The sequence below is a fragment of the Paraburkholderia graminis genome (assembly GCF_003330785.1).
In the GTDB taxonomy this organism is placed as follows: domain Bacteria; phylum Pseudomonadota; class Gammaproteobacteria; order Burkholderiales; family Burkholderiaceae; genus Paraburkholderia; species Paraburkholderia graminis.
Window position 1 is genome coordinate 1,938,181 of the sequence record NZ_CP024935.1, and the last position, 24,273, is coordinate 1,962,453.

The window sequence follows — 24,273 nt, forward strand, 5'->3', positions numbered from 1 at the left end:
AGGCGTCGCTCGCAGCGCCATGACGGCGCATGGCGGACGCTCCAGTGTGAAGCGCGTTGCATTACGACGCGTTGACTGCTTCCTTGAACGCCTTGCCTGCGGTGAACTTCACCGTCTTGGCTGCGGCGATCTGGATCTCGGCGCCCGTCGACGGATTGCGGCCCACGCGTGCTGCACGCGCGCCAGTCGAGAAAGAACCGAAACCGACCAGTTGCACCGTATCGCCACCGACCACGGCTTTGGTCACCGCTTCAACGATAGCGTCGATGGTTTGGCCCGTGGCCGCTTTGCTTTCGCCCGTCGCTGCGGCGACTGCATCAATCAGTTCCTGTTTGTTCATAGCACTTCCCGTATGGTAATCATGGAAACGGCGCTACATCTGTCGCGCCGGGACCGACACACTAACGCATAGGCGCGCATTCGCGCAAACCCCGCGTGTAAGCCTTGTTTCACCCGCCCACTGGGGATTTGACGATTTTCTTCGGCAAAGTGCCATAAGAATCGCGCGCTTACGCGTTTCTCGCGCCGTACCGGCGCACGCGTCGAATCACAATCCGTTGCAATTTCAGTGCTTTAGCGCAGCCCCTCGCAATCGCCCAGCGATTTTTTACTATGTTATGGTGCCGCCCGCGAGCAGAGGCATTCGCCTTGCGACGCGCCGACAAGCCAGCAATCGGGAGAAAGAAAAAGATGAAATTTCGCCATATTGCAACATGTGCACTGCTCGGCGCGCTCGTCGGCGGCAATGCTTCAGCCGATGAAAACGGTTGCGCGACGCTCGCAAGCGCCACTCATCCGGCAACCCCGCAAGCTTTTCAGGTACGCGACGGCGAGCCCGTGGATCTCATCAGCGGAATGAAAACGGTGCATGGCAAGCTGCTCGTATTCGGCGAAAACGGCATGTTTCGCGCTTACTGGCAGCCCGAAAACAGCGCCGAAAAGTATGTTCTGGCGAATGCCGGTGAGAACGCCGTGCGCCTCGTTTCGACGCCGCCGCAAGGCACTCCCGCCACGAACGGCGAACCGGGTACGACGCTTGGACCCTTGCGCGTGCTGTCCTGTCCCACGCTTTGAGCCGCAATCCCAAGGTCAAAGTTACTCGAACGACGCGCGAATAAACGCCCCTTTCGCAACACGCAGGTCGTTCTTACCGTCTCACGAACTGAAGCTGGCATCGACTGCGCTCAAGGTCCGACCGGCCCCTGCCGATATACCAAGCTGCGTATGCGGCGCAAATGTTAAAGGACAGGAATGGTTGCAATAACCAGATTGCGAGAAGCGTTGTCGGTTGCGGAAGGAGACCCCGAGCTTGTGCGTTCGCAGGTCCAGGCGTTCGGCCGTCAGATTCCCCTTCTCTACTTCATCCTGATCGTCAATACGATGGCCGTCACGTTCACGCATTTGCATAGCGCGCCGGCGTGGATGTCGATCTACATTCCCGGCGCGCTTTGCACGCTGTGTGTCGTACGCTGCATGCGATGGTGGCGTGGCCGCAACCTGGTACTGACTCACGAGAAAGCCGTACCCGAATTGCGCCGGCTCATCTGGGTAGCGGGCATCTTCGGCATTGCATTCACTACCTGGTCGCTGATGCTGCTGCCCTACGGCACGCCGTATGAACAGGCGCACGTCGCCTTCTATATGGCGACGACAGTAGTAGGCTGCGTGTTCTGCCTGATGCATTTGCGCGTGGCCGCGTTGCTGCTGCTATCGATCGTTATCCTGAGTTTTGCGACGTTCCTCGTCTTCACCGGCTCTCCGGTTTTCATCGCGATGGCGATCGACATGACGCTTATCGGACTCGCACTCGCGTTCATCATCGAACTGTATTACCGCTCGTTTGCGGGAGTCGTGCACACGCAGCGCGATTTGCAGGCGAGTCAGGAGAAGACTCAACGACTCAGCGACGAGAACTTTCGACTCGCAAGCATCGACAGCCTGACCGACCTGCCCAATCGCCGCAGCTTTTTCGCCTCGCTGCGCGCGCTGTCCGAGCAGGCGCTCGCCACTGGCGGCGGCTTTAATGTGGGCCTTATCGATCTCGACGGCTTCAAGCAGGTCAACGACATCTACGGTCACGCGAGCGGCGATCTGGTGCTGCAGGAAGTCGGCGTGCGCCTGCTTGCGCTCGCCGAGCCCGGCATTTTCTTTGCGCGGCTCGGTGGCGACGAATTCGGAATACTCGCTCAAGACCGGCAATCGAACGATGCGCTGCTCGAATTGGGCCAGCGCATTTGCGACGCGCTCAGTCAGCCCTATCGCGTCGCGGGCAATATTGCGGAACTGTCGGGCACGATCGGCTGGGCCGCATTTCCCGACGCGGGCAACACCGTTACTCAAGTGTTCGAGCGTGCGGATGCAGCGCTTTACGTCGGCAAGGAAGGCCGCCGCGGCACAGCCGTGATCTTTTCCACGGAACACGAAACGCGCATTCGGCGTTCGAGTCTCGTCACGCAGGAATTGCGTCATGCGGAACTCGAGTCGGAACTCTTTCTGGAGTTTCAGCCGATCTCCGACGTCGTGACGAGACGGACAATCGGACTCGAAGCACTCGGCCGATGGCACAATCCGCGGCTCGGCGCAGTCAAGCCGGAAGAGTTCATCCGCATCGCGGAGCGCACCGAAATCATTCTGCGGATTACGGAAGTACTGCTGCATAAAGCACTCGCCGAAGTTCCGCATTGGCCAGCCGAACTCTATCTGTCGTTCAATCTTTCCGCGATCGATATTTCGACGTCGGCACGCGCGCGCCGTCTTATCGACATTGTTTCGGCAAGCGGCGTGCCGCCGCATCGCGTGTCGTTTGAGATCACGGAAACGGCGGTCACGCGCGACTTCGAGCAGGCCCGCTCCGCGCTCACGATGATCAAGCAGGCAGGCTGCCGCGTTTCGCTCGACGATTTCGGCACCGGCTATTCGAGCCTCAGTTACGTGCACCGTCTTCCGTTCGATTCGATCAAGATCGACCGCAGCTTTATGACCGACGTCGATTCGAATAGCGCATCGAAGAAGATCGTCAAATCGGTACTGGATCTGTGCAAGAACCTCGGGCTCGAATGTGTGGTCGAGGGGCTCGAGACTTCGTCGCAAGCGGAAGTGGTCAAGGCATTGGGCGCTCGCGCGGTGCAAGGCTACCTGTTCAGTCCGCCCATGCGTTCGGGCGCCGTGTCAGGCTATCTGCAATCCGCGCTCGCACAAAGTCAGGCAAACGACGCAGCCAGCTAATCGCCCTTGCCGCGCGCCGCGCTAACGCGGTGCATTGTCGTATTGCAGCTTCGGATACCAGTCGCTGCCCCTGCCGCCTGGCGTCATATCGAGCACGGTCCAGATCGGCATTACGTCGGGCGCGCCTCGCGGGTCCTGGCCAGGGTCGGCGGTCCACGGACCCATTTCCGCGGCCCAGAAGTGACGCACCGTCCCATTGTTTCTCGTGAACACGTTGAATGCGGGCACGTCGTCGCCGTCCGGATCTTCTCCCGCATAGTCGCGATTGAATGTATTGCCCGCCGACGAATACAGCCGCAAATGGCGCCAGCCGCGCTCTTTCTTGAAGGCGGCGAGTTTCTCTATCGGCGAACGCGCGATCACCGCAAATGCGACGCGCTGCAGAATGTCGGGCATTTCGCCGTCATACGCACTCAGCAGCGAAGTGCACATTGGGCAAGGCCGCTCGCGCTGTGGACCGAACATCCAGTTATAGGTGACGAGTGTGTCGTGAGTGCCGAACATTTCGGACAACGTGACGGGCCCGGACTCTCCTTCGAAACGATAATCCTCCGGCACCGCGCCGCCGAGCGGCAACGCGCGGCGCTGCGCGGCGACGCGTTCGATATGGCGGCGCAGTTCGATTTCTTCAGCGAGCAAGTCATTGCGTGCACGCCGATATTCGGCGCTTTCGCCGGGAAAACGGCGCGGCGAGTCGGCCAGTTCGCGGGCCGGCTTGAGCGTCGATGAAGCCTGGTTCAGTTCAGTCATCTGGCATCTCCTGTCGATGAGAAAGGACAAGTGAGCGGCTAAAGGGCTAAAGGCGCGCCGCCCATATGCAGACGACGGTCGAATCCACCGAGTATCGACAACGCGTGCAAACAATTTATCGCACAGTGCGCAAGAACGTCTTTCCGCACTGCAATGAAAACCGCTGCAAAACAATCGCCACGTCGCGGTATGCTGTCGCGAAACGGCACGCACGCGGCCTCGCGGGCGTTGCGCCGTCATATGGGGATGCAACATGCCGCTACGTCTGCCGCCTTTGCCCGCGCTCCGTTTTTTCGAAGCGGCGGGCAGGCATCAAAGTTTCAAGCTCGCCGCCGCGGAATTGAATGTGACGCCGAGTGCCGTCAGTCACGGCATTGTCGGTCTCGAAGAAACGCTCGGCGTCGAACTGTTCGTGCGCGAGTCGCGCGGCATATCACTGACCGCGACCGGCGCCGACTATCTGTCATATGTTTCAGAGGCGTTTTCGCTGATTGCGATCGGCACGCAGCGTCTGCCGAATCATCGCGCGAATCGGCCGATTGCGTTGAGTTGCGCGCCGACGTTTGCATCGCGCTGGCTATTGCCGCGCTTGCAGCATTTCAAGGCGCGTTGGCCGAATGCCAACGTGACGGTCGACACATCGCATCGTCAGGTCGGCTTTCCCGTGGATGGATTCGATTTCGCAATCCGCTTGAGCCGCGCACCGGTTGCGGGCGCCGCGTGGACGCGGCTCTTTGGAGAACAACTCGTCCCCGTTTGCAGCCCCGCTTATCTCGAGTCGCTGCGCGACGAGCATGGCGCGCCGTCATTAGAGAAAGCCACGTTGATTCACGTGAACGCCGCGAGCGAAGACTGGCAGACGTGGCTCGAAGCGACCGGCGCAGAGAAGATAGATCCCGACGACGGCTTGCGTGTCGATACCATCCAGCTCGCATTCGAAGCCGCGAGCATGGGACTCGGCGTTGCACTTGGCCGCAAGCCGTTGGTGGATTGCGACCTCGAGAGCGGCGCGCTCGTCGAAGCGGCTTTCGACACGATTGACTCGGCGGGCGCGTATTGGCTCGTCAGTGCGGAGAATGGCGAACGTAGGCCGGAACTACTCGGCTTCAGGCAATGGATACTCGCGGAGGCCGAGCAGTTTTCGTGCGACGACGCCAGCGCCGATATCCACACGCCGCGATAGACGCTATTGATAATCGCTGAAGCGCGACACCGGTTCTTCCACCGTCGACGCGGGCGTATAGCCGGGCACATTGGCGCGAAACTGATTGAGCAAACCGTTATCGACCTGCGAAAAGCCCTTCAACTGAAGCTGCATCAGCATGCGGGTTCCAGTACTCGGCGATGTGGCCGAACTCGTCGCATTGGTGTACTTTTCGAATGCGACACCGAGGGACCAGCAGTTAGCGTCGTATTGAATCCCAAGCAAACCGGCAATCAGCCGATGCGCACTCATGTCGTAATTGACACGCGCAACGCTGACGACATTGCGCGCAAGCGGCCATTGCCCGGAGACAATGAACTGATTGACCGGCTGATAGTCGAGCGTACTATTGGCTCGCGTGTAGCGGTACGCCATATTCAACACCTCGTGCGCGCCAGGCGCCCAGCCAAATCCGGCCTCCGCATGCGTGAGGTAATGATTGGCCTGACTGTACTCGACAGCCTGCTCCGCGCTGAGATTGGACCCCACCTTGTATGAGGCGCCGAGAATAATGCCGGTCCGCGCCACCGTGCTGATATTGTCGGTGGACTGCAACGTCACGCGCGGCGTGCGAAAGTCATATTGCTGCGCGAGAACAAAGCGCGCGCGCTCGTCTCCGCTTGAGGGGTCGATGAAGCGCGTGGTCAATGCCGCCGTCGCGCGATTCGCATCGGACACCCTGTCATTACCGACAAAGCTGTTCTCCATGAACAATTCGGCGAGTCCGAAATCCGCGGCGGCCGTGTCGAATAGCGGCACATACGACTGATTGCGATAAGGCGTGTACACATAGAAGAGGCGCGGTTCGAGCGTCTGTATGTACGATTGCCCGAACAGCCGCACGCTTCGCTCGAAACGCATGCCGGAATCGAGGCTGAACGTCGGCACGTTTACGCTGAATGATTTGGGCTCGCCCGCGGGCACGTCGGAGCCGATCGACGTCAGATCGTACGCAGCGAAATGCCACGCCAGCTTCGGTGTAATGAACCAGCCCGGACGCTCGATCGGATAGCTCACATACGGATTGAAAACGAAGCGATTGCCTTGCGTCATATCCGACGACGAGATGGTGAAGCGCGTCGCATCTGCCTCGGCGCCAAAATCAAAACCGCCCACGTTGTAGCGCGCGTAGCGGACATTGACTTGCGGCTCGCGGTTGTAAGTCGAGTCGCTGGAAAATGACTGCCAGCGCTGCTCGCGCGCCAATACGGTCCACGGTCCATTCGAATAGGTCAGCCCCGCTTCCTGCTGATACAGCGTGGTCGAGCCGGACGGAAATGCAATGCCCGACGCGAGATCGGTCACGACCGTGGAGTCGGAGACGCGGTTGTAATTGACGTATGCGCCGAATCCCGAGCCGAAATCCCAGTTCTCTTTCAACGCAATCGAATAGCGCTCTGTGTTGGTTATTGCATCGTGCGGCAGCCAGGCAACTGAAATCGAACCGGAATCGTTGGGCCGCAAATAACGGTAATCGGCTGTCAGCATCGCGCCTCTGCGCGTCATGATGCGTGGCGTCAGCGTGAGATCGTAGTTCGGTGCAAGGTTGAAGTAATACGGCAGCGCGACGTCGATGCCATTAGTGGAACTCATCGAGAAAGTCGGCGGCAACAGGCCGCTGCGCCGCGCGCCCGACAGTGGAAACGAGAGCCACGGACTCGCAAGCAGCGGCACGCCCTGAAAGAACAGCACGCCGTTATGCGCGATGCCCTCGTCTATGCCGGTATCCATGTCGAACTCCGATGCCTTCACGTACCAGGCCGGGTCCGACTCGCATTGACACGCGCTGTACGTGCCGTGATGCACGACCGAGCGCTCCTTATCCAGAAGATCGACGCGCCGCGCACTGCCCCAACCTCCCGTGAGATGGAACCGGTATTTGGGCACGCTGATATAGCCTTCATTCGCTGCCAGGTAAATATGCGCGTCTGGCCCGTCGAACACATTGCCATTCTGAACGAGCTGTACGTTGCCATAGGCATCGGCTTTATCGGTATCCACGTCGTAATGCAATGCGTCGCCCTTCACGATGGACACGCCGCGCCGCAACTGCGCGTGTCCCTTGAGCGACACGTCCGTGTCGGCTGTGGCCGTGACGGAATCGGCAATCGCCGATACGAATGGCTGATCTCCCGCGCGCATCGGCTGCTCCGTCAACTGCGGCGCGAGCCGCAGACCCCATACACCGTCGACAGATTCGGCTTGCGCAGCCGCGCCGCTCAATTGCGCGTGACCGGCAAGCGGTGCATAGCCCGCAGTACACAGCATCAGAGAAACGAGCCGCCTTAAGCGAATGCGCTGAAATACACTGCGTAGTTTCAAAAGAGGTAACGAAAGGAAAGAATGAAGGACGCAGCAATGCGAAAAGAAAGCACGCCGACGCCGGCAGCGTATTCACGAATGGAATGCGGCTATTGCAGCGTCACTTCGCTCGCACGAGCCTCGTTTGCAGCCACCACGCCGCCGAGCGCATGTAGCAGATGAGGAATCTGCTCGGCGGGCAACGAAAACGACAGGCCCGCATTCGCCGATAGGCGAAAGCGGATCACCACCATGCCCATGCCTTCCAGCCGGCCAACCTCCCAACCCTGACAATGCAGTGCGAAACCCCTCTCCTGACCGTCGTGAGCCACGCGGTCCGCATGCTCTATGGCATTGGGCAGCGCCACCAGAAGATCGTTGAGTACCGAACGATGCAGCGCGGCCGTGGGCTGATTGCCGTGAATCAGCAGGTACTGGCCGTCCGCCGTCAATTGCATGCCGGTGATCGAATCCAGCATGAAAGTCGAAATGTCAGCCACGAATCGCATCCTCTCGCGCGGGGTTGCCGCGCTCACGCGCATCGACCGGATCGACCATAGCGACCGCATCGATCGCATCGACCGCAGAGCGCGGCACGTCGCGGCGCACGAGCAGCGACGCTGTAGCAAGGCGCAACGAAAAGATCGGCGTCGAACTGACGCGCAAGATCGCTGCAAGAACCGCCGGTGAAAAGAACTCCATCATGACCCGCCCTCCAAATCGCGTTACGCCGGTAGCGCAATCGCCGATTTCACAATAGCAGCGCCCTTGCGCCGTTGGGTTACACGCGCCCTACGCTTTCTTCGCCTCTGTAACGCATTATTTCCGCGCACAACGCTGACAGCCCCCGCGCACCGCCTCGTCGATAGATTGGACACCGCACGACCATAAGGCGCGGAAAGTTTCCGGTAACGATAGCCGCCGCACACGTCCCTATACTTCGCGCTTTCCAGAGCCCAATACCGTCGTTTCGAATGCGCCGTTTGCCTTCGAGCGTTCTCATCTGCGCTCGCGCGCGCTGCATCAGGATCGATAACTCAAGATGAACTTTCAAGCTTTAACGAGCCGGCTGGCAGGCGCGCTTTCATTCGCCGGCATCACGCTGGCAAGCAGCCCCGCGCATTCCGCCGAACCGTTCGTCGTGCAGGACATCAAGATAGAAGGTCTGCAACGCATCGAAGTGGGCACCCTCTTCGCCTATCTGCCGATCAAGCAGGGAGAGCCCTTTACGGACGATAAGGCTTCCGAATCGATTCGCGCGCTCTATGCCACCGGCTTTTTCAACGACGTGCGGATTTCGACCGAAGGCAATGTCGTCACCGTGCACGTTCAGGAACGCCCCGCCGTCGGCACAATCGACTTCGCGGGCATTCACGAGTTCGACAAGGAAAACCTGACGAAGGCGCTGCGCGCCGTCGGTTTGTCGCAAGGCCGCTCTTACGACAAGGCGCTCGTCGACAAGGCGGAGCAGGAATTGAAACGCCAGTACCTGACGCGCGGCTATTACGCCGCGGAAGTGACGACGACGATCACGCCGATCGACCGTAACCGTGTGGCGATTCTCTTCTCCGTGGCCGAGGGTCCGAGTGCAAAGATCAGGCAGATCAATTTCATCGGCAATAGTGTATTCAGCACGGACACGTTGCGCGACGAAATGCAGTTGTCCACGCCGAACTGGTTCTCGTGGTACACGAAAAACGATCTGTATGCGAAAGACAAGCTCACCGGCGACCTGGAACATGTGCGCTCGTACTACCTGAATCGCGGCTATCTGGAGTTCAACATCGAATCGACGCAGGTATCGCTTTCGCCGGACAAGAAGGATATGTACCTGACGGTCACGCTTCACGAAGGCGAGCCGTACACCATTTCTTCTATCAAGCTGGCGGGCAACCTGCTCGACCGCGAGAGTGAATTGACGAAACTCGTGAATATCAAGGCCGGCGAGCGCTTTTCCGCGGAAAAGCTGCAGGCCGCGACGAAGGCCGTGGTCGACAAGCTCGGCGAATACGGCTACGCGTTCGCCACCGTGAATGCGTTGCCGAAGATCGATCAGCAACACCGTACGGTCGACCTGACGCTGCAAGTGGACCCGAGCCGCCGCGTCTATGTGCGCCATATCAACGTGACCGGCAACACCCGCACCCGCGACGAAGTAGTGCGCCGCGAAATGCGTCAGCTCGAAAGTTCGTGGTTCGACTCGAACCGCCTGATGTTGTCGAAAGACCGTGTGAATCGTCTCGGCTATTTCACCGATGTCGACGTGACCACCGTGCCGGTGGAGGGATCGCCGGATCAGGTCGACGTGGATGTCAAAGTCAACGAGAAGCCGACCGGCGCGATCACGCTGGGTGCGGGCTTTTCGTCCACTGACAAGGTGGTACTCTCAGCCGGCATTTCGCAGGACAATGTGTTCGGTTCCGGCACGAGCCTCGCCGTGAACGTGAATACGGCGAAGACGTACCGCACGCTTTCGCTTACACAAACGGACCCGTACTTCACCGTGGACGGCATCAAGCGTATTACCGACGTCTACTACCGCACCACCTATCCGCTCTATTACTACACCGATACGAGTTTTCGCATCATCACCGTGGGCGCGGATCTGAAGTTCGGCATTCCGTTCTCCGAGGCGGATACCGTCTATTTCGGCCTCGGACTCGAGCAGAACCGGCTGAGCACGGATTCATCGACGCCGCAAAGCTATAAAGACTATGTGGCCGAGTTCGGCAATGTGGTCAACAACGTGCCCATTACAGCAGGCTGGGCGCGCGACAATCGCGACAGCGCACTGGTGCCGAGCCGCGGTTACTTCGTGCAGGCCAACAGCGAAATCGGCACACCGGCGGGCGGCACCGAGTACTACAAGACCGACCTTCAGGCGCAGTACTACTACTCGTTCTCGCGCGGCTTCATTCTCGGCCTCAATCTTCAGGGCGGCTATGGTAATGGCTTTGCCGGCAAGGCGTATCCGATCTTCAAGAACTACTACGCAGGCGGCATTGGCTCGGTGCGCGGCTACGAATCGGGTTCGCTCGGGCCGACCGACAAGACTACGGGCGACCCGATTGGCGGCTCGCGAATGGTCGTGGCCAACGTCGAAATGACGTTCCCGCTGCCCGGCACCGGATGGGACAGAACACTGCGCGTTTTCACCTTCGTCGACGCCGGCAACGTGTGGGGCAGCGAAGGCAATAGTACCGGCGCAAACGGCTTGCGCTACAGCTATGGCGCGGGACTCGAATGGATTTCGCCAATTGGCCCGCTGAAATTGTCGCTCGGCTTTCCGGTCGTCAAACACGCGACCGACAAGTACCAGAAGTTCCAGTTTCAGATCGGCACGTCGTTCTGATTCCGTCGACGCTTATTGCAAGCTTGCAAGCGCAAGCTGCATTGCACAGGTGAGCGGCATTCATCTGTCATCAAAAATTTTTCTTTTGCCGCTTCTGATACTCGCTGCGACCATTGTGTCAAAGGAGATCAGAACATGTCGACCACCAGTAGCAAACGCTTCACGCCCGCGTTCAATCACACGACGCTCGTCATTCTCGCCGCCGCGCTTGTTCTCAGCGCGGCAATGGGCATCCGGCAAACGTTCGGGCTCTTCATCGGGCCTTTTTCGTTCGATCGAGGCTTGCCCGTCACGCTGATCGCATTCGCGATCGCACTGCACAATCTCGTGTGGGGCTTCGCGCAACCGTTCGCGGGCGCGGCCGCAGATCGCTATGGTTCCGCGCCGGTGGTCGCATTCGGCGCGACGACTTTTGCAGCGGGCCTGGGACTCGCGGCCGCTACGCCGAGCGGCCCGTTGCTGATCGTCGGCATGGGTCTGCTGGTCGGCATTGGCGTGAGTTGCACCACGTTCGGCGTGGTGCTGCCGGCGGTCGGCCGCGTTGCGTCGCCAGAAAAACGCAGCATGGCGATGGGTCTTGTCAGCGCAGGCGGCTCTGTCGGGCAAGTATTGATGGTGCCGCTGGTGCAAGGTATCCGGCTTCATGCCGGCATCGCGACGTCGCTCTTCGTGCTCGCTTTCGTGATGCTGATGGTCGCCCCGCTCGGCATCGTATTGGACCGTCGCGCGCCTATAGGAGCACCGCGGCATGAACCTCCCGCTGCGCCGTTACGCGATACGCTCGCACAAGCCGCGCGACATCGCGGCTACCGGCTGCTCACGCTCGGCTTCTTTACCTGCGGATTCCAGCTCGCATTTATCGCCACACACTTGCCTGGCTATCTGTCGCTGTGCCATATGCCGATCGGACTCGGCGCAACCGCACTCGCGCTGATCGGTCTGTTCAATATGGTCGGCAGTTGGGGTTGTGGCTGGCTTGGTGGCCGCTTCCGGCAGCATCACGTGCTTGGCTGGCTCTATCTGATTCGCAGCGCGACGATCGGCGCATTCTTCCTGCTGCCGAAAAGTGCCGTCAGCGTGGTGCTATTCGCAGCGGTAATGGGCCTCACATGGCTCGGTACGGTTCCGCTGACGAGCGGACTCGTCGCGAAAGTATTCGGCACGCGGCATCTTGGCAGCCTGTTCGGCGTGTGCTTTCTGAGCCATCAGATCGGTTCGTTTCTCGGCGCGTGGCTAGGCGGCGTCGTATTCGATCTGACGGGCTCGTATTCGCTGCTGTGGCAAGCGACGGTGGCGAGCGGACTTATCGCCGCGTTGCTGCACTTTCCCATTGACGATACCGCACTGCCCACGCCCGCCCTCCGTTCCGAACCGGCGAGCGCATAAACGGCATAGCGCAGAATAAGCCTATTTTGAAGCAGTATTCGATGCGGCTTTCGGCACGCGGCCCATCAAATAGAACTCGTCGTTGGGACGCATCGAAATGACATTGGCCATGCGATTCGACAAGCCGAAAAATGCCGTGATCGCAGCAATGTCCCAGATGTCTTCGTCGGAGAAGCCGTGTTCGCGCAGAAGCTCGAAGTCGGCTTCATCGACGCTGCCCGATTCGCGGCACACCTTCAATGCAAAGTCGAGCATGGCGTTTTGCCGCGCGGTAATGTCCGCCTTGCGATGATTGACGGCAAGCTGGTCCGCGAGCAAGGGCGCCTTTTCGTAGATGCGCACGATCGCGCCATGCGCGACCACGCAATACAGGCAATTGTTCACCGCGCTCGTGGCCACCACGATCATTTCGCGCTCGCCTTTGGTGAGGCCGCCTTCCTTCAGCATTAACGCGTCGTGGTACGCAAAGAACGCGCGAAACTCATCCGGCCGATGCGCGAGCGTCAGAAATACATTCGGCACGAAACCGGCTTTCTGCTGCACTTCGAGAATGCGCGCACGGATGTCGTCGGGCCATTCGCCGGGATCGGGCACGGGGTAGCGGCTGATCGGCTGAAGCGTTGTCATGCTGTGTCTCCTTTATCGCGCTATATGTAATGACGATTGTAGCGCTCGCGTCCATTTGCCGGGCACGGTGCACTTATGCTCGGCACAATCGTATTGCCGCTCTTCCAGAACTCGCGGCAATCCGGTATTTTGCATCGATTCAACTCGATGAGCATGCGCGTTCATGGACCGTCTTGAAGCAATGTCGATTCTGGTGGCCGCGGCGGAAAGCGGCAGCTTCTCCGCTGCCAGCCGCAAGCTGCGCATGCCGCTGCCCACGGTAAGCCGCAAAGTCGCGGAGCTGGAGGCGCATCTCAACGCGCGTCTTCTCGTTCGATCGACACGCAAGCTCACGCTCACCGACGCGGGCGTCGCCTATCTCGCGGCCTGCAAGCAGATTCTCGAGCAGGTGAGCGAGGCCGAGAGTGCCGCTGCGGGCGAGTACAGCGCGCCGCGCGGAGAACTCGTGGTGACAGCGCCTGTCGTCTTCGGACGGTTGCATATGCTGCCCGTCGTCAGCGACTTTCTCGCGGCGTTTGCGGAGATAACCGTGCGGCTCGTGCTCGCGGATCGCAACCTGCATCTGCTGGACGAGCATATCGACGTCGCGCTGCGCATCGGCAAGCTGCCCGATAGCAGCATGGTCGCGACGCAGGTGGGCACCGTGGGCCGCGTCGTGTGCGCAAGTCCGCAGTACCTTGCGCAAGCCGGCGAGCCGCAAACGCCTGCCGATCTGGCGCGCTTCTCATGCATCGTTTCGGACGCGTTGCCTTCGAGTTACGTGTGGGAGTTTGGCGGACACCAGGCCCCGCAGCAGACCGTGCCGATTCGTGCACGGCTGTCGGTCAATACGGTTGAAGCGGCGATCGATGCGGCCATCGCCGGCGTCGGTCTGACAAACGTGCTGTCGTATCAGGCAGCAAGCGCGGTCAGTGAAGGAAAACTGAAACTGGTGCTGCGCGAGTTCGAACCCGAGCCGATACCGGTGAGCGTCATGCATGCGGGACAAGGGAAATTGCCGCTGAAAACGCGTAGTTTTATCGATTTCATCGTGCCGCGTCTGCGCGCGGCGTTGGCTCGCGATAAGGAAATGCTGGGTGCAAAAGATCCCGCGCGCGGCAAGCATCGACGCGCGTCGCCGGGTCGATAACGCGTTCGCGCAATCAGCGCATGCGCAACACCGCCGCGCCGCTTAGTCTGCCGTCGCGCAGATCGTTGAGTGCCCGGTTTGCATCCGCGAGCGCATAAGGCGTGGTTTCGATTTGCAACGGCATTCGCGCCGCGAGTTGCATGAAGGCATGACCGTCGGCGCGCGTGAGGTTGGCAACCGAACACACGCGCCGTTCGCCCCACAACAGATCGTATGGGAACGACGGAATGTCGCTCATATGAATGCCGCCGCACACGACAACGCCGCCCTTCGTCACGGCCCTCAATGCAGCGGGCACGAGCGGCCCGGCCGACGCGAAGATGAGCGCCGCGTCGAGTCGTTCGGGCGGCGTCTCGTCGCTGCCGCCGGCCCAGTGCACCCCGAGCCGCAACGCGAACTGCTGCGCGGCGGTATTGCCCGGACGCGTCAGCGCGAACACCGTGCGGCCCTGGTGCAGCGCCACCTGCGCGACGATATGCGCGGCCGCGCCGAACCCGTAGATGCCGATTGCGCGCGCATCGCCTGCCATGCTCAGTGTGCGATAGCCGATCAGGCCGGCGCATAGCAGCGGTGCTGCTTCGAGATCGGAATAGCGCTCGGGTAGATGCAGGCAATAGCGGGCATCGGCGACCGTGCGCTCCGCGTAACCGCCGTCGATCGTATAACCCGTAAAGCCCGGCGCGTCGCACAGATTTTCGCGGCCGCTCGTGCAATAGCGGCAGTGGCCACAGGTGTGGCCGATCCACGGCACGCCAACGCGATCGCCCACCTGGAACCCGGCGACGTCGTTGCCCAATGCCGCCACCGTTCCCACGATCTCATGTCCGGGAATGATGGGCCGCTTCGGATGCGCGAGTTCTCCGTCGACGACATGCAAATCCGTTCGGCACACGCCGCACGCGTGAATGTCGATCAGCAACTGGCCAGCCGCCGGTTGCGGATCGGACATGTCGCGCTCATGCAGCACCGCAGCGCTTCCGTCGAACACCATTGCGCGCATGTCATTCCTTCGTGCGTGGCGATGGCGCGGAGCCGCTCGATGTGCTCGCCGTTTGCCGCGCGATGACGCGAACCAAGCGCCGGCTTTGCAAGCTTACTGGCTCGCCGCGGATGCGCCTCCCATCGGCGGCGCGACGCTATTGCTCGTGGCAGCCGGCCCGCTCATGCCGGCCGTTCCCGCCGTATCGTTTGAGCCGGAGCGTTTGCACCCGAATGTGCCGCCTGCCAGCGCCGCGATCAATACCGCGACCATTGCCTTGCCTAGAACTCGTTCCATCATCCTCTCCTCACGGGTCGTGAGCGTCGGGCATCGCGCTTCTCGCCGTCGGCGACGCGCGATCGCTTCGACAAATCGTGCGGACGCCGGCGATTGATTGCCTCACAGAGCGCCTTGAAACAGGACGCATGATCGACATGCCGACGCGACACGGCTTCGCAATATGCGACCGCCTTCTGTCCCTGTACAAGTTGCAATCCTGTGTAAAAAGCGCAACCCGTATGCGGCGTGCGCTCGCGTCGGTTATTGCGTCCGCGAACGCGCAGTCCACTGCATCCTCGCGTACATGGTTCGATGTTTGCGAGTTCGCATTGCAGAGTAAGGACGGCAACGCATAATCGGAACGCACGCATGAGTTGCGCCCGCTTTGACGACGCCGCCCTACGAACACACACTATGCGAGGTCAGTCATGCGCGAAACGGACCGGCAGCAGCGGATCGAGGAAATCGAATTGGCGCTCGCGAGCGCCTTTGAATCGCCGAAATCGCCGAGTGTCATTACCTACGATGAAGGCGCCACGTTTTACATGCAGTTGGCGTGGGTTCTGCAATCGCACGGCGATACATCGCTCGATACGCGTTGCGCCGCGACGCTCCGGTTTTCTCAGGCGCAGATAAACCGGTATGCAGCGATGGACACCATCAAGCGCAGGACGATTCAGGAGCGGCTCAAAGCGACTGTACAGACGCGTTTTGCGGAATTGAAAAGCTCGTCCCCGAACCAGAACGAGTGTGCGCTTGAAGTGAATGTGGATGACAGTCTGTTCGACGTGCCGGAAGAACCTGTTTAATCGCGCGGCAGTTGAATGCGTTGTTGCGCGATAAAACGCTCGCCGCTTACGCGTAGCGCGCGAGAAACATATCCGCCGCGGATTCGGCGATTGTCTGCTGCTCGGTCTCGCTGAGCGGCGGCTGTCCCATCGTCACTTGCGGCCAGAACGCAAACGCCTTGACGAGCCCTTGCAACTGATGCGAGGCAAACACAGGGTCTGCAATTCGCAGACGCTGGTCGGCTGCGGCCGCGCGTATCCACACGGTCAGATCTTCCTCGCGTTCGCCGAGACGCGCGACCATATCGCGCGCGCGTTCGGGCGAATGAATGCCCGCGGCGATCGCAACGCGCGCGAGCGCGAGGAACGCTTCGTCGTTGATAAGCCGCAGTTTGCGCACTAAAAGTTCGATTAGTTGCTCGCGCAACGGGACGCTCGCCCGATACGCGAGTGTCTCGCCGGCGTGACTCGCGTCCCACAACTGCCGCAGTATTTCGGCGAAGAGCGCTTCCTTGCTGGGGAAATGGTTGTACACCGTGCGCTTCGATACATTCGCGCGCGCGGCGATGCGGTCCATGCTGGTGGCGTCGAAACCGGCTGCCAGAAATTCCTCGATTGCCGCGTTAATGACGGCGACACGCTTGCGGTCGGTGAGGCGTTGGTGAGTGACTGTGGGGTCCATCCGGAAATTTTACACTGTGCAGTTTACTTTTCGAGATTATAAAGTACACTGCTCAGTCTACTTTCCAACTCGGGACGCCACACATGACATCGCTCCTCGACTCCATCAGCCGGACTTTGGGTTTCGCTGCCGCGAGGCGCGGACGCGAGTTGTCCGCGCTGTCGGCGCAGCATGACGGCGAGCGCTTTCGCAACGTGAAGCCGCGTCCTGTCGAAGGATTCGGCAAGACCTTGCGCATTGCGTGGAATGTGCTGCTCAACAAGCCGTCGGGCACGGTGCCGCTGGCCACCTTGCCGGTCGACAGATTGACGCGCGAGGATCTCGATGCGGCGCCGGATAGAAGCCTTTACCGGCTCGGACATTCGACCGTGCTGCTCAAGTTGCGCGGCGAGTTCTGGTTGACCGATCCGGTGTTCGCAGAACGCGCTTCACCATTTCGGCGCTTCGGTCCCAAACGTTTTCATGCGCCGCCTATTGCGCTCGAAGATCTGCCGCCGCTTGCCGGCGTGATTCTTTCGCACGACCACTACGATCATCTGGACCACGAAACAGTGCTCGCGCTTGCCGCTACGACAAAGCTCTTTGTCACGCCGCTCGGCGTCGGCGACCGGCTTATCGAATGGGGTATCGACGCGGGCAAGGTGCGTCAACTGGACTGGTGGCAAAGCGTGGAGATCGACGGGATCGCATTCACCGCAACGCCTGGCCAGCATTTCTCGGGGCGCAGCCTGTTCGACGGCAACAGCACGCTGTGGGCGTCGTGGGTTATCGTCGATAACGATTTGCGCGTGTTCTTTAGCGGCGACACGGGCTACTTCGACGGCTTCAGGACTATCGGCGAACGCCTCGGTCCGTTCGACATCGCGCTCGTCGAAACCGGCGCGTACGACGCGCAATGGCCGTACGTCCACATGCAGCCGGAAGAGACGGTACAGGCACACGTCGATTTGCGTGGCCGCTGGCTTGTGCCCATTCACAACGGCACGTTCGATCTCGCGATGCACCGGTGGTACGACCCGTTCGAGCGCGTGCTGGGTCTCGCCGCTGCGCGCGGCGTCGCGCTTTCCACACCTCGCATGGGCGAGCGGCTCGACCTCACAGCGCCGCATCGTGGCGAGCGTTGGTGGCGTAACGCAATGGAAGTCGCCGAAGCGCCGCAAACGTCGCGGGGCCTGTTCGCGCGTCTGTTCTCGTGCAACAACGCACGGCGCGCGGAACCAGGCAGCAGCGCATAAGGCGGACTGTTTCATCGCACCTAGAAGGTGTGCTGCATTCCCACGCCATATGTGCTGCCTGACGGATTCGCCGTGAGTTTGTCGTATGAATAGACGGTATAGACGAACGTGCGTTTCGACAGAATGTACTCGTAAGCAAGGCTCGCCGTGTTGCGCACGTTGCTGTGATTCAGCGGCGCACTGTGTTTGGTGCGCGCCCACTCGGCGAGTATCACGTTCGACGGCGTGAGCGGCACCGAAACGCCCAGTTCATAAGTGTGCGAGCCGGTCTCCACATTGTTATTGCTGGTCATTTGCGCGGCGCCGTAGACCTTCATGAACCTCGCGTCATACGCGGCTCCTGCGAGATAAAGGTACTGACCGCTTGACGGCGCAACCGCCGCAGTGCGTACGCGTTGCGCGGAAAATACCGCCGTGAGCGGTCCTTTTGCGTAGGTCAAATGCAGGCCGATATTGTCGCGCCCCTGGTGCCCCGTCGTGCTGCTTACGCTATAAATCGCGGTGCCCGTGAGCCCACCATAATTTGGCGAAACGTACTCGATTGCGTTTTGCCAGACGGTATCGCCAATCACCGTGTTGCTATAGCTCGCCGTGTACGACTGCACGATCAACGGCGAAAAGACAACGGAAGAACCGAACGGATTGACGAGTTGCTGGTTGATATACGTCGGGTTGGTTTGCTCGCCAAACTTGAACGTGCCGTATGCGCCGGTGAGTCCCACATAGGCGTTGCGTGAAAATAGCCCGTCAGTCGTATTGCGTCCCATCTGCCCGGTATTCGGCCGGAAGAAACTTTCGAGGCTGAAGATCACCGCATTGCCGCCGCCAATGTCCTCGCGGCCGCGAATGCCCCAAAACGATGTCGTCATTCCGCCGCCGCCCATCTGCACCGTACTCGAGCGTGTCGTGCTGAGTTTGGAACTGTCGACGTACATGCCGATCAGGCCGTAAATCTGCACCGACGATGAAGACACGGACGCCGTGGCTTGTGAAGAATCGGCGTGCGCGGTGCCGCTCGCCGCCATCGAAAGAGCCGTCGCAATGCACGCAGCGTTCACGTGCAGCATGCGGCGCATGGCATTTGTTTTTGTCCACATGAATCATGTCTCCAGACCAGTTTCTATTTTTTGAATGCAAGCGTCCCCTGCTGCGTGCGCGGATGCACTCGCAGTCATCAGGACACTGCAATGTATTCGGCGGCTAGACCGTCAATTCCTGCGCTTAATCCGTGCGTCGGCGCGACATGCCTGCATTGAGCTTCGATCGATCGAGCTCGTGTTCCCACGCGGAGACGACGAGCGTCGCGACACCGTTGCCGATCGTGTTCACAATCGCGAGACCTGTACCCATGAAACGGTGAATGCCGAGAATCAGCACCATGCCGGACACTGGAATGAGCGGGAAAACCAGTAACGTCGAAGTCAGCATCACGAATGCGGCGCCGGCCACGCCGCTCGCTCCTTTCGACGTCAGCATCGCCACGCCGACCAGCGTCAATTGCTGCATGAGGCTGAGCTCGATGTTGAATGCCTGCGCGATAAAAAGCACGGCCATCGTCAGATAGATGTTAGTGCCGTCGAGATTGAATGAATAGCCGGCCGGAATGACGAGTCCGACAACCGATTTGGAGCAGCCAAGACGCTCGAGTTTTTCGAGCATCTGCGGCAGCGCGGCCTCGGAAGAACTCGTGCCCAGCACAATCAGGATCTCTTCGCGGATATAACTCATGAAGCGCAGAATGCTGAAACCGAGTAGCCGCGAAATCGCGCCGAGCACCACGATCACGAATACGAACAGCGTCGCATAGAAGGCGCCGATCAGTTTCAGCAAAGGCACGACCGCGCCGATCCCGTACGTGCCGATCGTGAACGCAATCGAGCCAAAAGCGCCGATCGCGGCCACTTTCATGATGATGTGCACGATGCCGAAAAAGGTATGCGCGAAATAGTCGATCATTGCGATGAGCGGGCGCCCGCGCTCTCCCGTGGCGGCAAGCGCAGCACCGAACAGCACGGAAATCAGCAGGATTTGCAGTATATTTCCCGACGCAAAAGCGCCTGTGACGGTGTCGGGAATAATGTGCATCAGGAACTCGACTGTATTCTGCTGATGCGCCGCAGTCGTATAACCGGCGAGAGCTTTCGTGTCGATGGTGGCCGGATTCAGGTTAAAACCGCTGCCAGGATGAAAGACATGTCCTGCCACGAGCCCGACCACGAGCGAGAGCGTCGACACGATTTCGAAGTAGAGCAGCGCCTTGCCGCCTACTCGCCCGACCTTCTTCATGTCGCCCATTCCGGCAATGCCGGTCACGACGGTGCAGAAGATAATCGGCCCGATCACCATCTTGATCAGCTTGATGAACGCGTCGCCAAGCGGCTTCATCTTCACCGCAAGCGACGGCGCGAAATGCCCAAGCAGCACGCCAATAACGATCGCGACGAACACATGAAAGTAAAGCGTACGATAGAACGGCTTCCTTGCGCCGGACGCGGACGAGGTCATGACGGCGCTCTCGCTCATGAAGCCGCTCCGGGTCGAATAACGCGGGCATTAGTGCTGATCATCTTTGTCTCCATCGGGAATAGTGAGCGGAAAGCCGATATATATACAGGTCGCTTTCCACAGAGCTGCCATCTGATGCGGCAGTTCTCGATACCGGTACAGCGTCAACTGTTATGAGCGAAAGCCGTAAAGCCGCGCGGGATTCGTCACCAGCAGCTTTTCGCGCAATGCCTCGTCGGGGCAGAAACGGAACAGCAGGTCGACCAGTTCGCCGTCGTTCGGCATGTCCTTGCTGATATTCGGATGCGGCCAATCGGTGCCCCACAGTACCCGGTCCGGCGCGGCGTCGATGAGTGCTTGCGCGAATGGAATCGCATCGTCGAACGGCCGGTAGCCTGCCGAAACGCGCTCGGAACCGCATACCTTGACCCATGCGAGCGGATTGCGCATGAGATCGAGCAGTTGGCGAAAGGGCTGCTGATCGAGTCCCGCTTCGGCACGCACACGGCCCATGTGATCGATCACGAACGGCACCTTGATGCGCGCGATCCGCTCCGCGTATTGCAGAATGTCCTGCGCGTCCAGATGCAACACGACATGCCAGCCAAGTTGCTCGATGCGTTCGAGTACGCGGTCGAACACATCGAGATCAGGCGCGCCGCCAAGATGAGCGACGAAGTTAAAGCGCACGCCTCGCACACCGCGCGCGTCGAGGTCGGCGAGTTGCGCATCGGTCACATCGCCATCGACGATCGCGACGCCGCGATAACGGCCGTCACTTCGGGCAATCGCGTCGAGCATCGCGGTGTTGTCGGTGCCATGACAACTCGCCTGCACGATCACGCCGCGGCTCACGCCGAGAAAATCGTGCAGCGCGACGAGTTGCTCGAAAGGCGCGTCGGGCGGCGTGTAGCTGCGATCGGGCGCATACGGAAAAACGTCGGCGGGACCAAAGACATGACAATGCGCGTCGCAGGCGCCGGCGGGCAGTCGCTGCGCGGGACGGACAGGATGGGGATCGGGCGGCAAGCAGGATTTCATATGTGCTTCGTCTCTATCTGGTTCTGGTGGCCGCGGCGCGGCTGCTTGCGGCGGCTGCGGCGCGGCTGAGTGCGGCTGCGTATGTAAGCTGGAGTAAGCGGATTGTGGCGGCACGCGCGGCTCGATACAATCGCTATACCAAACTAGCTGATATGTGTTTTTCACATAGCTCTCATCATGGACCTCAAGCAGCTGGAAGCGTTTGTGCACGTCGCCGAACTCGGCAGCTTTACGCGCGCTGCGATTACGCTCGACACCAATCAGCCGGCACTCAGCAGGCTCGTGCGGCAACTCGAAGTCGAATTGCGTCACACGCTGCTCGAACGCAATGGCCGCGGCGTCACGCTCACGCCGGCGGGTCAGCGAATGCTCGCTCATTCCAAAGGGATACTTTCGCAAGTGCAGCGCGCGTCACAGGATCTCGACGAATTGCGCGGCACCGTCGGCGGGCACTTTTGCATCGGCATTACGCCGAGCTTCGCGAAAGTCGCCACCCATGAACTCGTGCGCAGTTTTCGTACGTCGTTTCCGGGCGCGACTATTTCCGTTGCCGAGGGACTGTCGACCTACCTGATCGAATGGTTGATGATGGGCCGAGTGGACGCCGCGGTTCTCTACGACACGTTCGACACACCGCTAATCGACAAGCGCACTGTCTTTACCGAGGAACTCTTTCTGATCGGCGCGGATGACGGCAAACCAGTTGCAAAGGCCGCGCGCGAGACGGTTAAAACCATCGCACTGCGCGACATTCCACGCTATCCGCTCGTCATTCCGGGCCGCATGCATGCAATCCGGCGCATGCTCGAATCGGTTGCGGCCGAACAAGGCGTGAGACTCAATATCGAACTCGAAGTGGACGCCGTGTCGTCGATTCTCGATCTGGTCAGCGAGGGCATCGGCTATGCGGTGCTGCCGCTCAACGCAACCGTGAGCGACGCGCTCAAGCGGCGCTTTCGCGTGATCCGCATTACCGAGCCAACTCTGTTCAGCCGGCTCGCCATTGCAACGAGCAGCAAGCACACGCTGTCGCAACTCGCGGTTCAGGCGATTGCAATGCTCGAGGAGCGGGTATTGCCTCTTTATAGCGCAGTGCGCAGCCAGTAAGAAAAGAGAAGGCGATAGCGGCGGAGAACTCCGGCTATCGCTTCTAACGCCGCCAATAAGCCGAAGCCTCAATCGGTGACGATCACTGCAACGGCTTTCGCCTGTTTCAATTCGAATGTACTGAGCCGCCCCGCGCGAACGTCGAGTACCAGACGCTCGATCAATTCGGCTTCGCGCTGCTGATCCAGGTCAACGTCCGTTGCGGACGCAATCTTGTCGAGGCATAGGCGTCGGCGCGCCAGCAGGAAATTGACGGCGCTGGCACGCCGCATAAAGAACTGCTCCATCTTCGTGTTTCTTCGTGTCGTCAGTGCAAAGACGCATTGCTTGTAGCGGAGCGCGACGTTAGCACGCGCATAAAGGCGGCCATAACGGTGTAAAGAACTGGAAAGAAACGCGGCTTGGACGCCGTGTCCGCTTGCGCTCACCTCCAGGCATCTTCAAAACCCATCGCCGCAGCTTTAGCTGCAATTGCGCGCCGTTCGCGGCCGCAAACGCTAACATCGCGGCATTCCCGCTACTGCGACTAGAATATCCAGCATGCATCCGGCAGAGAACCACGCTCGCCGCTTTGCTATTGTCGGCCGCGAATACGATACTAATGGCCTGTTCTTATTCCGCCTCGAGGAACCGCCGATGACCGCCCTGCTCACTCGCGAATCCGCGTCGAAATTCGCCAATCTCGCGCTCGCTCATTTAACACGCGAATACCCGAACAAACTCACGCATTCGCTGGCCGGTCCGCAAGACGTGCAGAGCCCCCGCGCATTGCATCCGATTTTTTATGGCAGCTACGACTGGCATTCGTGCGTGCATGGCTACTGGCTGGTTCTTCATCTTATCGAGCGCTTCCCGGACTTGCCGGAAGCAGAACGTATCGTCGCCGTGGTGGACGAGCATTTGACGGCGGCGAACGTAGCCGGGGAACGCGCTTATCTCGAGTTGCCGCATAACCTGGGCTTCGAGCGGCCTTATGGCTGGGCTTGGTTGCTCGCGCTCAGCGCGCAATTGCATTCGTCGAAGCTCTCGCATGCCGCGCGCTGGTCGAAGACTTTCGCGCCGCTTACCGAGATGTTCGTCGAACGTTTCGAGACGTTTCTGCCGAAAGCCACTTATCCGCTACGCGTCGGCACGCATTTCAACATGGCATTTGCGCTTGCGCTCACGCTGGATTTCGCGCGGCAAACTTCGCGCGGCTCGCTGGAGGCGTTGATTGTCAACACCGCGGAGCGCTGGTTTTTGCACGACGTAGGGTGCCAGGCATGGGAGCCCGCCGGCGACGAATTCCTCTCGCCCTCGCTGATGGAAGCGGAATTGATGCGGCGTGTGTTGCCGTCTGCGCAATTCGTCGACTGGTTCGGGCGCTTTCTGCCCGACCTCGGCGCAAAAAAGCCGGCTACGTTATTCGAACCGGTTACGGTAACGGACCGCACCGACGGCAAGATCGCGCATCTCGACGGTCTCAATCTGAGCCGCGCCTGGTGCCAGCGCTCGCTGGCTCGCGCGCTGCCGGCAGGCGACATACGACGCACGGCATTGCTCGATGCAGCCGAGCGTCACTTGCAAAGTGCGCTGCCTCATGTGGCCGGAGACTACATGGGCGAGCATTGGCTCGGGACGTTCGCCACGCTCGCCCTTGAGGCGTAAAGCAGTTGCGGGCCGGCCCTTCTAATCGGCCTGCCC

General features: G+C 60.2%; 22 protein-coding genes and 1 pseudogene. 10 read left to right on the forward strand and 13 right to left on the reverse strand.

Translation table 11 applies throughout. From position 1 onward, the window contains the following. Positions 1 to 61: 61 nt before the first annotated feature. Entirely contained in the window at positions 62 to 340 is a 279-nt protein-coding gene (locus CUJ91_RS26800; protein WP_006049832.1) for an HU family DNA-binding protein, read from the reverse strand. A gap of 350 nt (positions 341 to 690) precedes the next feature. Between CUJ91_RS26800 and CUJ91_RS26805 the strand changes: the two genes are divergently transcribed. Both CUJ91_RS26805 and CUJ91_RS26810 read left to right on the forward strand, forming a co-directional pair. Continuing rightward, the gene (locus CUJ91_RS26805) at positions 691 to 1,074 is read left to right on the forward strand and encodes a hypothetical protein (RefSeq protein WP_114157573.1); all 384 of its coding nucleotides are present in this window, start codon (positions 691 to 693) and stop codon (positions 1,072 to 1,074) included. A 177-nt stretch (positions 1,075 to 1,251) separates the two neighbouring features. Next, positions 1,252 to 3,225, forward strand: a complete 1,974-nt coding sequence (locus tag CUJ91_RS26810) for a putative bifunctional diguanylate cyclase/phosphodiesterase (RefSeq protein WP_114157574.1) — start codon at positions 1,252 to 1,254, stop codon at positions 3,223 to 3,225. Positions 3,226 to 3,246: 21 nt separating this feature from the next. On the opposite strand, the gene CUJ91_RS26815 is transcribed toward CUJ91_RS26810, so the two are convergent. Further along, positions 3,247 to 3,975: a DUF899 family protein gene (locus CUJ91_RS26815; RefSeq protein WP_114157575.1), complete on the reverse strand. Its 729-nt coding sequence runs from the start codon at positions 3,973 to 3,975 to the stop codon at positions 3,247 to 3,249. A gap of 253 nt (positions 3,976 to 4,228) precedes the next feature. Here CUJ91_RS26815 and CUJ91_RS26820 point away from each other — a divergent pair, with 253 nt between their 5' ends. Beyond that, positions 4,229 to 5,158 (forward strand): LysR substrate-binding domain-containing protein, encoded by a 930-nt coding sequence (locus tag CUJ91_RS26820; RefSeq protein ID WP_114157576.1) that lies wholly within the window; start codon positions 4,229 to 4,231, stop codon positions 5,156 to 5,158. A 3-nt stretch (positions 5,159 to 5,161) separates the two neighbouring features. Here CUJ91_RS26820 and CUJ91_RS26825 read toward each other — a convergent pair whose 3' ends face one another. The 3 genes from CUJ91_RS26825 to CUJ91_RS26835 form a co-directional block, all read right to left on the reverse strand. Further along, positions 5,162 to 7,447 carry an LPS-assembly protein LptD gene (locus CUJ91_RS26825; RefSeq protein ID WP_114157577.1) on the reverse strand — a complete coding sequence of 762 codons (2,286 nt, stop codon included), beginning with the start codon at positions 7,445 to 7,447 and terminating at the stop codon, positions 5,162 to 5,164. A gap of 143 nt (positions 7,448 to 7,590) precedes the next feature. After that, a complete protein-coding gene (locus CUJ91_RS26830; protein ID WP_114158075.1) occupies positions 7,591 to 7,980 on the reverse strand; it encodes a hypothetical protein in 390 nt (129 codons plus the stop codon). After that, positions 7,973 to 8,185, reverse strand: a complete 213-nt coding sequence (locus tag CUJ91_RS26835; RefSeq protein WP_114157578.1) for a hypothetical protein — start codon at positions 8,183 to 8,185, stop codon at positions 7,973 to 7,975. The genes CUJ91_RS26830 and CUJ91_RS26835 overlap by 8 nt, the downstream gene beginning before the upstream one ends. 412 nt (positions 8,186 to 8,597) lie before the next feature. Here CUJ91_RS26835 and bamA point away from each other — a divergent pair. Both bamA and CUJ91_RS26845 read left to right on the forward strand, forming a co-directional pair. Further along, a pseudogene (gene bamA, locus CUJ91_RS26840) lies at positions 8,598 to 10,832 on the forward strand (outer membrane protein assembly factor BamA); the annotation flags it as partial. Between the two features lie 135 nt (positions 10,833 to 10,967). Further along, positions 10,968 to 12,218, forward strand: coding sequence for an MFS transporter (locus CUJ91_RS26845; protein ID WP_006049842.1), 1,251 nt, complete (start codon positions 10,968 to 10,970; stop codon positions 12,216 to 12,218). 21 nt (positions 12,219 to 12,239) lie between these two features. On the opposite strand, the gene CUJ91_RS26850 is transcribed toward CUJ91_RS26845, so the two are convergent. Then, positions 12,240 to 12,845, reverse strand: a complete 606-nt coding sequence (locus CUJ91_RS26850; RefSeq protein WP_006049843.1) for a peroxidase-related enzyme — start codon at positions 12,843 to 12,845, stop codon at positions 12,240 to 12,242. Between the two features lie 163 nt (positions 12,846 to 13,008). On the opposite strand from CUJ91_RS26850, the gene CUJ91_RS26855 reads away from it, so the two are divergent. Further along, positions 13,009 to 13,974, forward strand: coding sequence for a LysR family transcriptional regulator (locus CUJ91_RS26855; protein ID WP_006049844.1), 966 nt, complete (start codon positions 13,009 to 13,011; stop codon positions 13,972 to 13,974). A gap of 13 nt (positions 13,975 to 13,987) precedes the next feature. On the opposite strand, the gene CUJ91_RS26860 is transcribed toward CUJ91_RS26855, so the two are convergent. Together CUJ91_RS26860 and CUJ91_RS26865 are read right to left on the reverse strand one after the other, a co-directional pair. Next, entirely contained in the window at positions 13,988 to 14,974 is a 987-nt protein-coding gene (locus CUJ91_RS26860; protein ID WP_114157580.1) for a zinc-dependent alcohol dehydrogenase family protein, read from the reverse strand. Positions 14,975 to 15,067: 93 nt separating this feature from the next. Beyond that, positions 15,068 to 15,250: a hypothetical protein gene (locus tag CUJ91_RS26865; protein ID WP_006049846.1), complete on the reverse strand. Its 183-nt coding sequence runs from the start codon at positions 15,248 to 15,250 to the stop codon at positions 15,068 to 15,070. A gap of 410 nt (positions 15,251 to 15,660) precedes the next feature. On the opposite strand from CUJ91_RS26865, the gene CUJ91_RS26870 reads away from it, so the two are divergent. Continuing rightward, positions 15,661 to 16,041: a DUF3022 domain-containing protein gene (locus tag CUJ91_RS26870; protein ID WP_006049847.1), complete on the forward strand. Its 381-nt coding sequence runs from the start codon at positions 15,661 to 15,663 to the stop codon at positions 16,039 to 16,041. 46 nt (positions 16,042 to 16,087) lie between these two features. Here the strand turns inward: CUJ91_RS26870 and CUJ91_RS26875 are convergent, their stop codons facing one another. After that, on the reverse strand, positions 16,088 to 16,702 hold the full coding sequence (locus CUJ91_RS26875; protein ID WP_006049848.1) for a TetR/AcrR family transcriptional regulator: 615 nt from the start codon (positions 16,700 to 16,702) through the stop codon (positions 16,088 to 16,090). Positions 16,703 to 16,785: 83 nt separating this feature from the next. On the opposite strand from CUJ91_RS26875, the gene CUJ91_RS26880 reads away from it, so the two are divergent. Beyond that, entirely contained in the window at positions 16,786 to 17,937 is a 1,152-nt protein-coding gene (locus CUJ91_RS26880; protein ID WP_006049849.1) for an MBL fold metallo-hydrolase, read from the forward strand. A 20-nt stretch (positions 17,938 to 17,957) separates the two neighbouring features. Here CUJ91_RS26880 and CUJ91_RS26885 read toward each other — a convergent pair whose 3' ends face one another. The 3 genes from CUJ91_RS26885 to CUJ91_RS26895 form a co-directional block, all read right to left on the reverse strand. Further along, positions 17,958 to 19,034 carry a porin gene (locus tag CUJ91_RS26885; protein ID WP_006049850.1) on the reverse strand — a complete coding sequence of 359 codons (1,077 nt, stop codon included), beginning with the start codon at positions 19,032 to 19,034 and terminating at the stop codon, positions 17,958 to 17,960. A 124-nt stretch (positions 19,035 to 19,158) separates the two neighbouring features. After that, positions 19,159 to 20,460: a dicarboxylate/amino acid:cation symporter gene (locus CUJ91_RS26890; RefSeq protein WP_114157581.1), complete on the reverse strand. Its 1,302-nt coding sequence runs from the start codon at positions 20,458 to 20,460 to the stop codon at positions 19,159 to 19,161. 153 nt (positions 20,461 to 20,613) lie between these two features. Continuing rightward, a complete protein-coding gene (locus CUJ91_RS26895) occupies positions 20,614 to 21,483 on the reverse strand; it encodes an amidohydrolase family protein (RefSeq protein WP_006049852.1) in 870 nt (289 codons plus the stop codon). 177 nt (positions 21,484 to 21,660) lie between these two features. On the opposite strand from CUJ91_RS26895, the gene CUJ91_RS26900 reads away from it, so the two are divergent. Then, complete coding sequence (locus CUJ91_RS26900) at positions 21,661 to 22,590, forward strand: LysR family transcriptional regulator (protein ID WP_029970202.1); 930 nt, start codon at positions 21,661 to 21,663, stop codon at positions 22,588 to 22,590. A gap of 68 nt (positions 22,591 to 22,658) precedes the next feature. Here the strand turns inward: CUJ91_RS26900 and CUJ91_RS26905 are convergent, their stop codons facing one another. After that, entirely contained in the window at positions 22,659 to 22,877 is a 219-nt protein-coding gene (locus CUJ91_RS26905; RefSeq protein WP_232292281.1) for a hypothetical protein, read from the reverse strand. A 349-nt stretch (positions 22,878 to 23,226) separates the two neighbouring features. Between CUJ91_RS26905 and CUJ91_RS26910 the strand changes: the two genes are divergently transcribed. After that, a complete protein-coding gene (locus tag CUJ91_RS26910; protein ID WP_114158076.1) occupies positions 23,227 to 24,237 on the forward strand; it encodes a DUF2891 domain-containing protein in 1,011 nt (336 codons plus the stop codon). Positions 24,238 to 24,273: the final 36 nt, after the last annotated feature.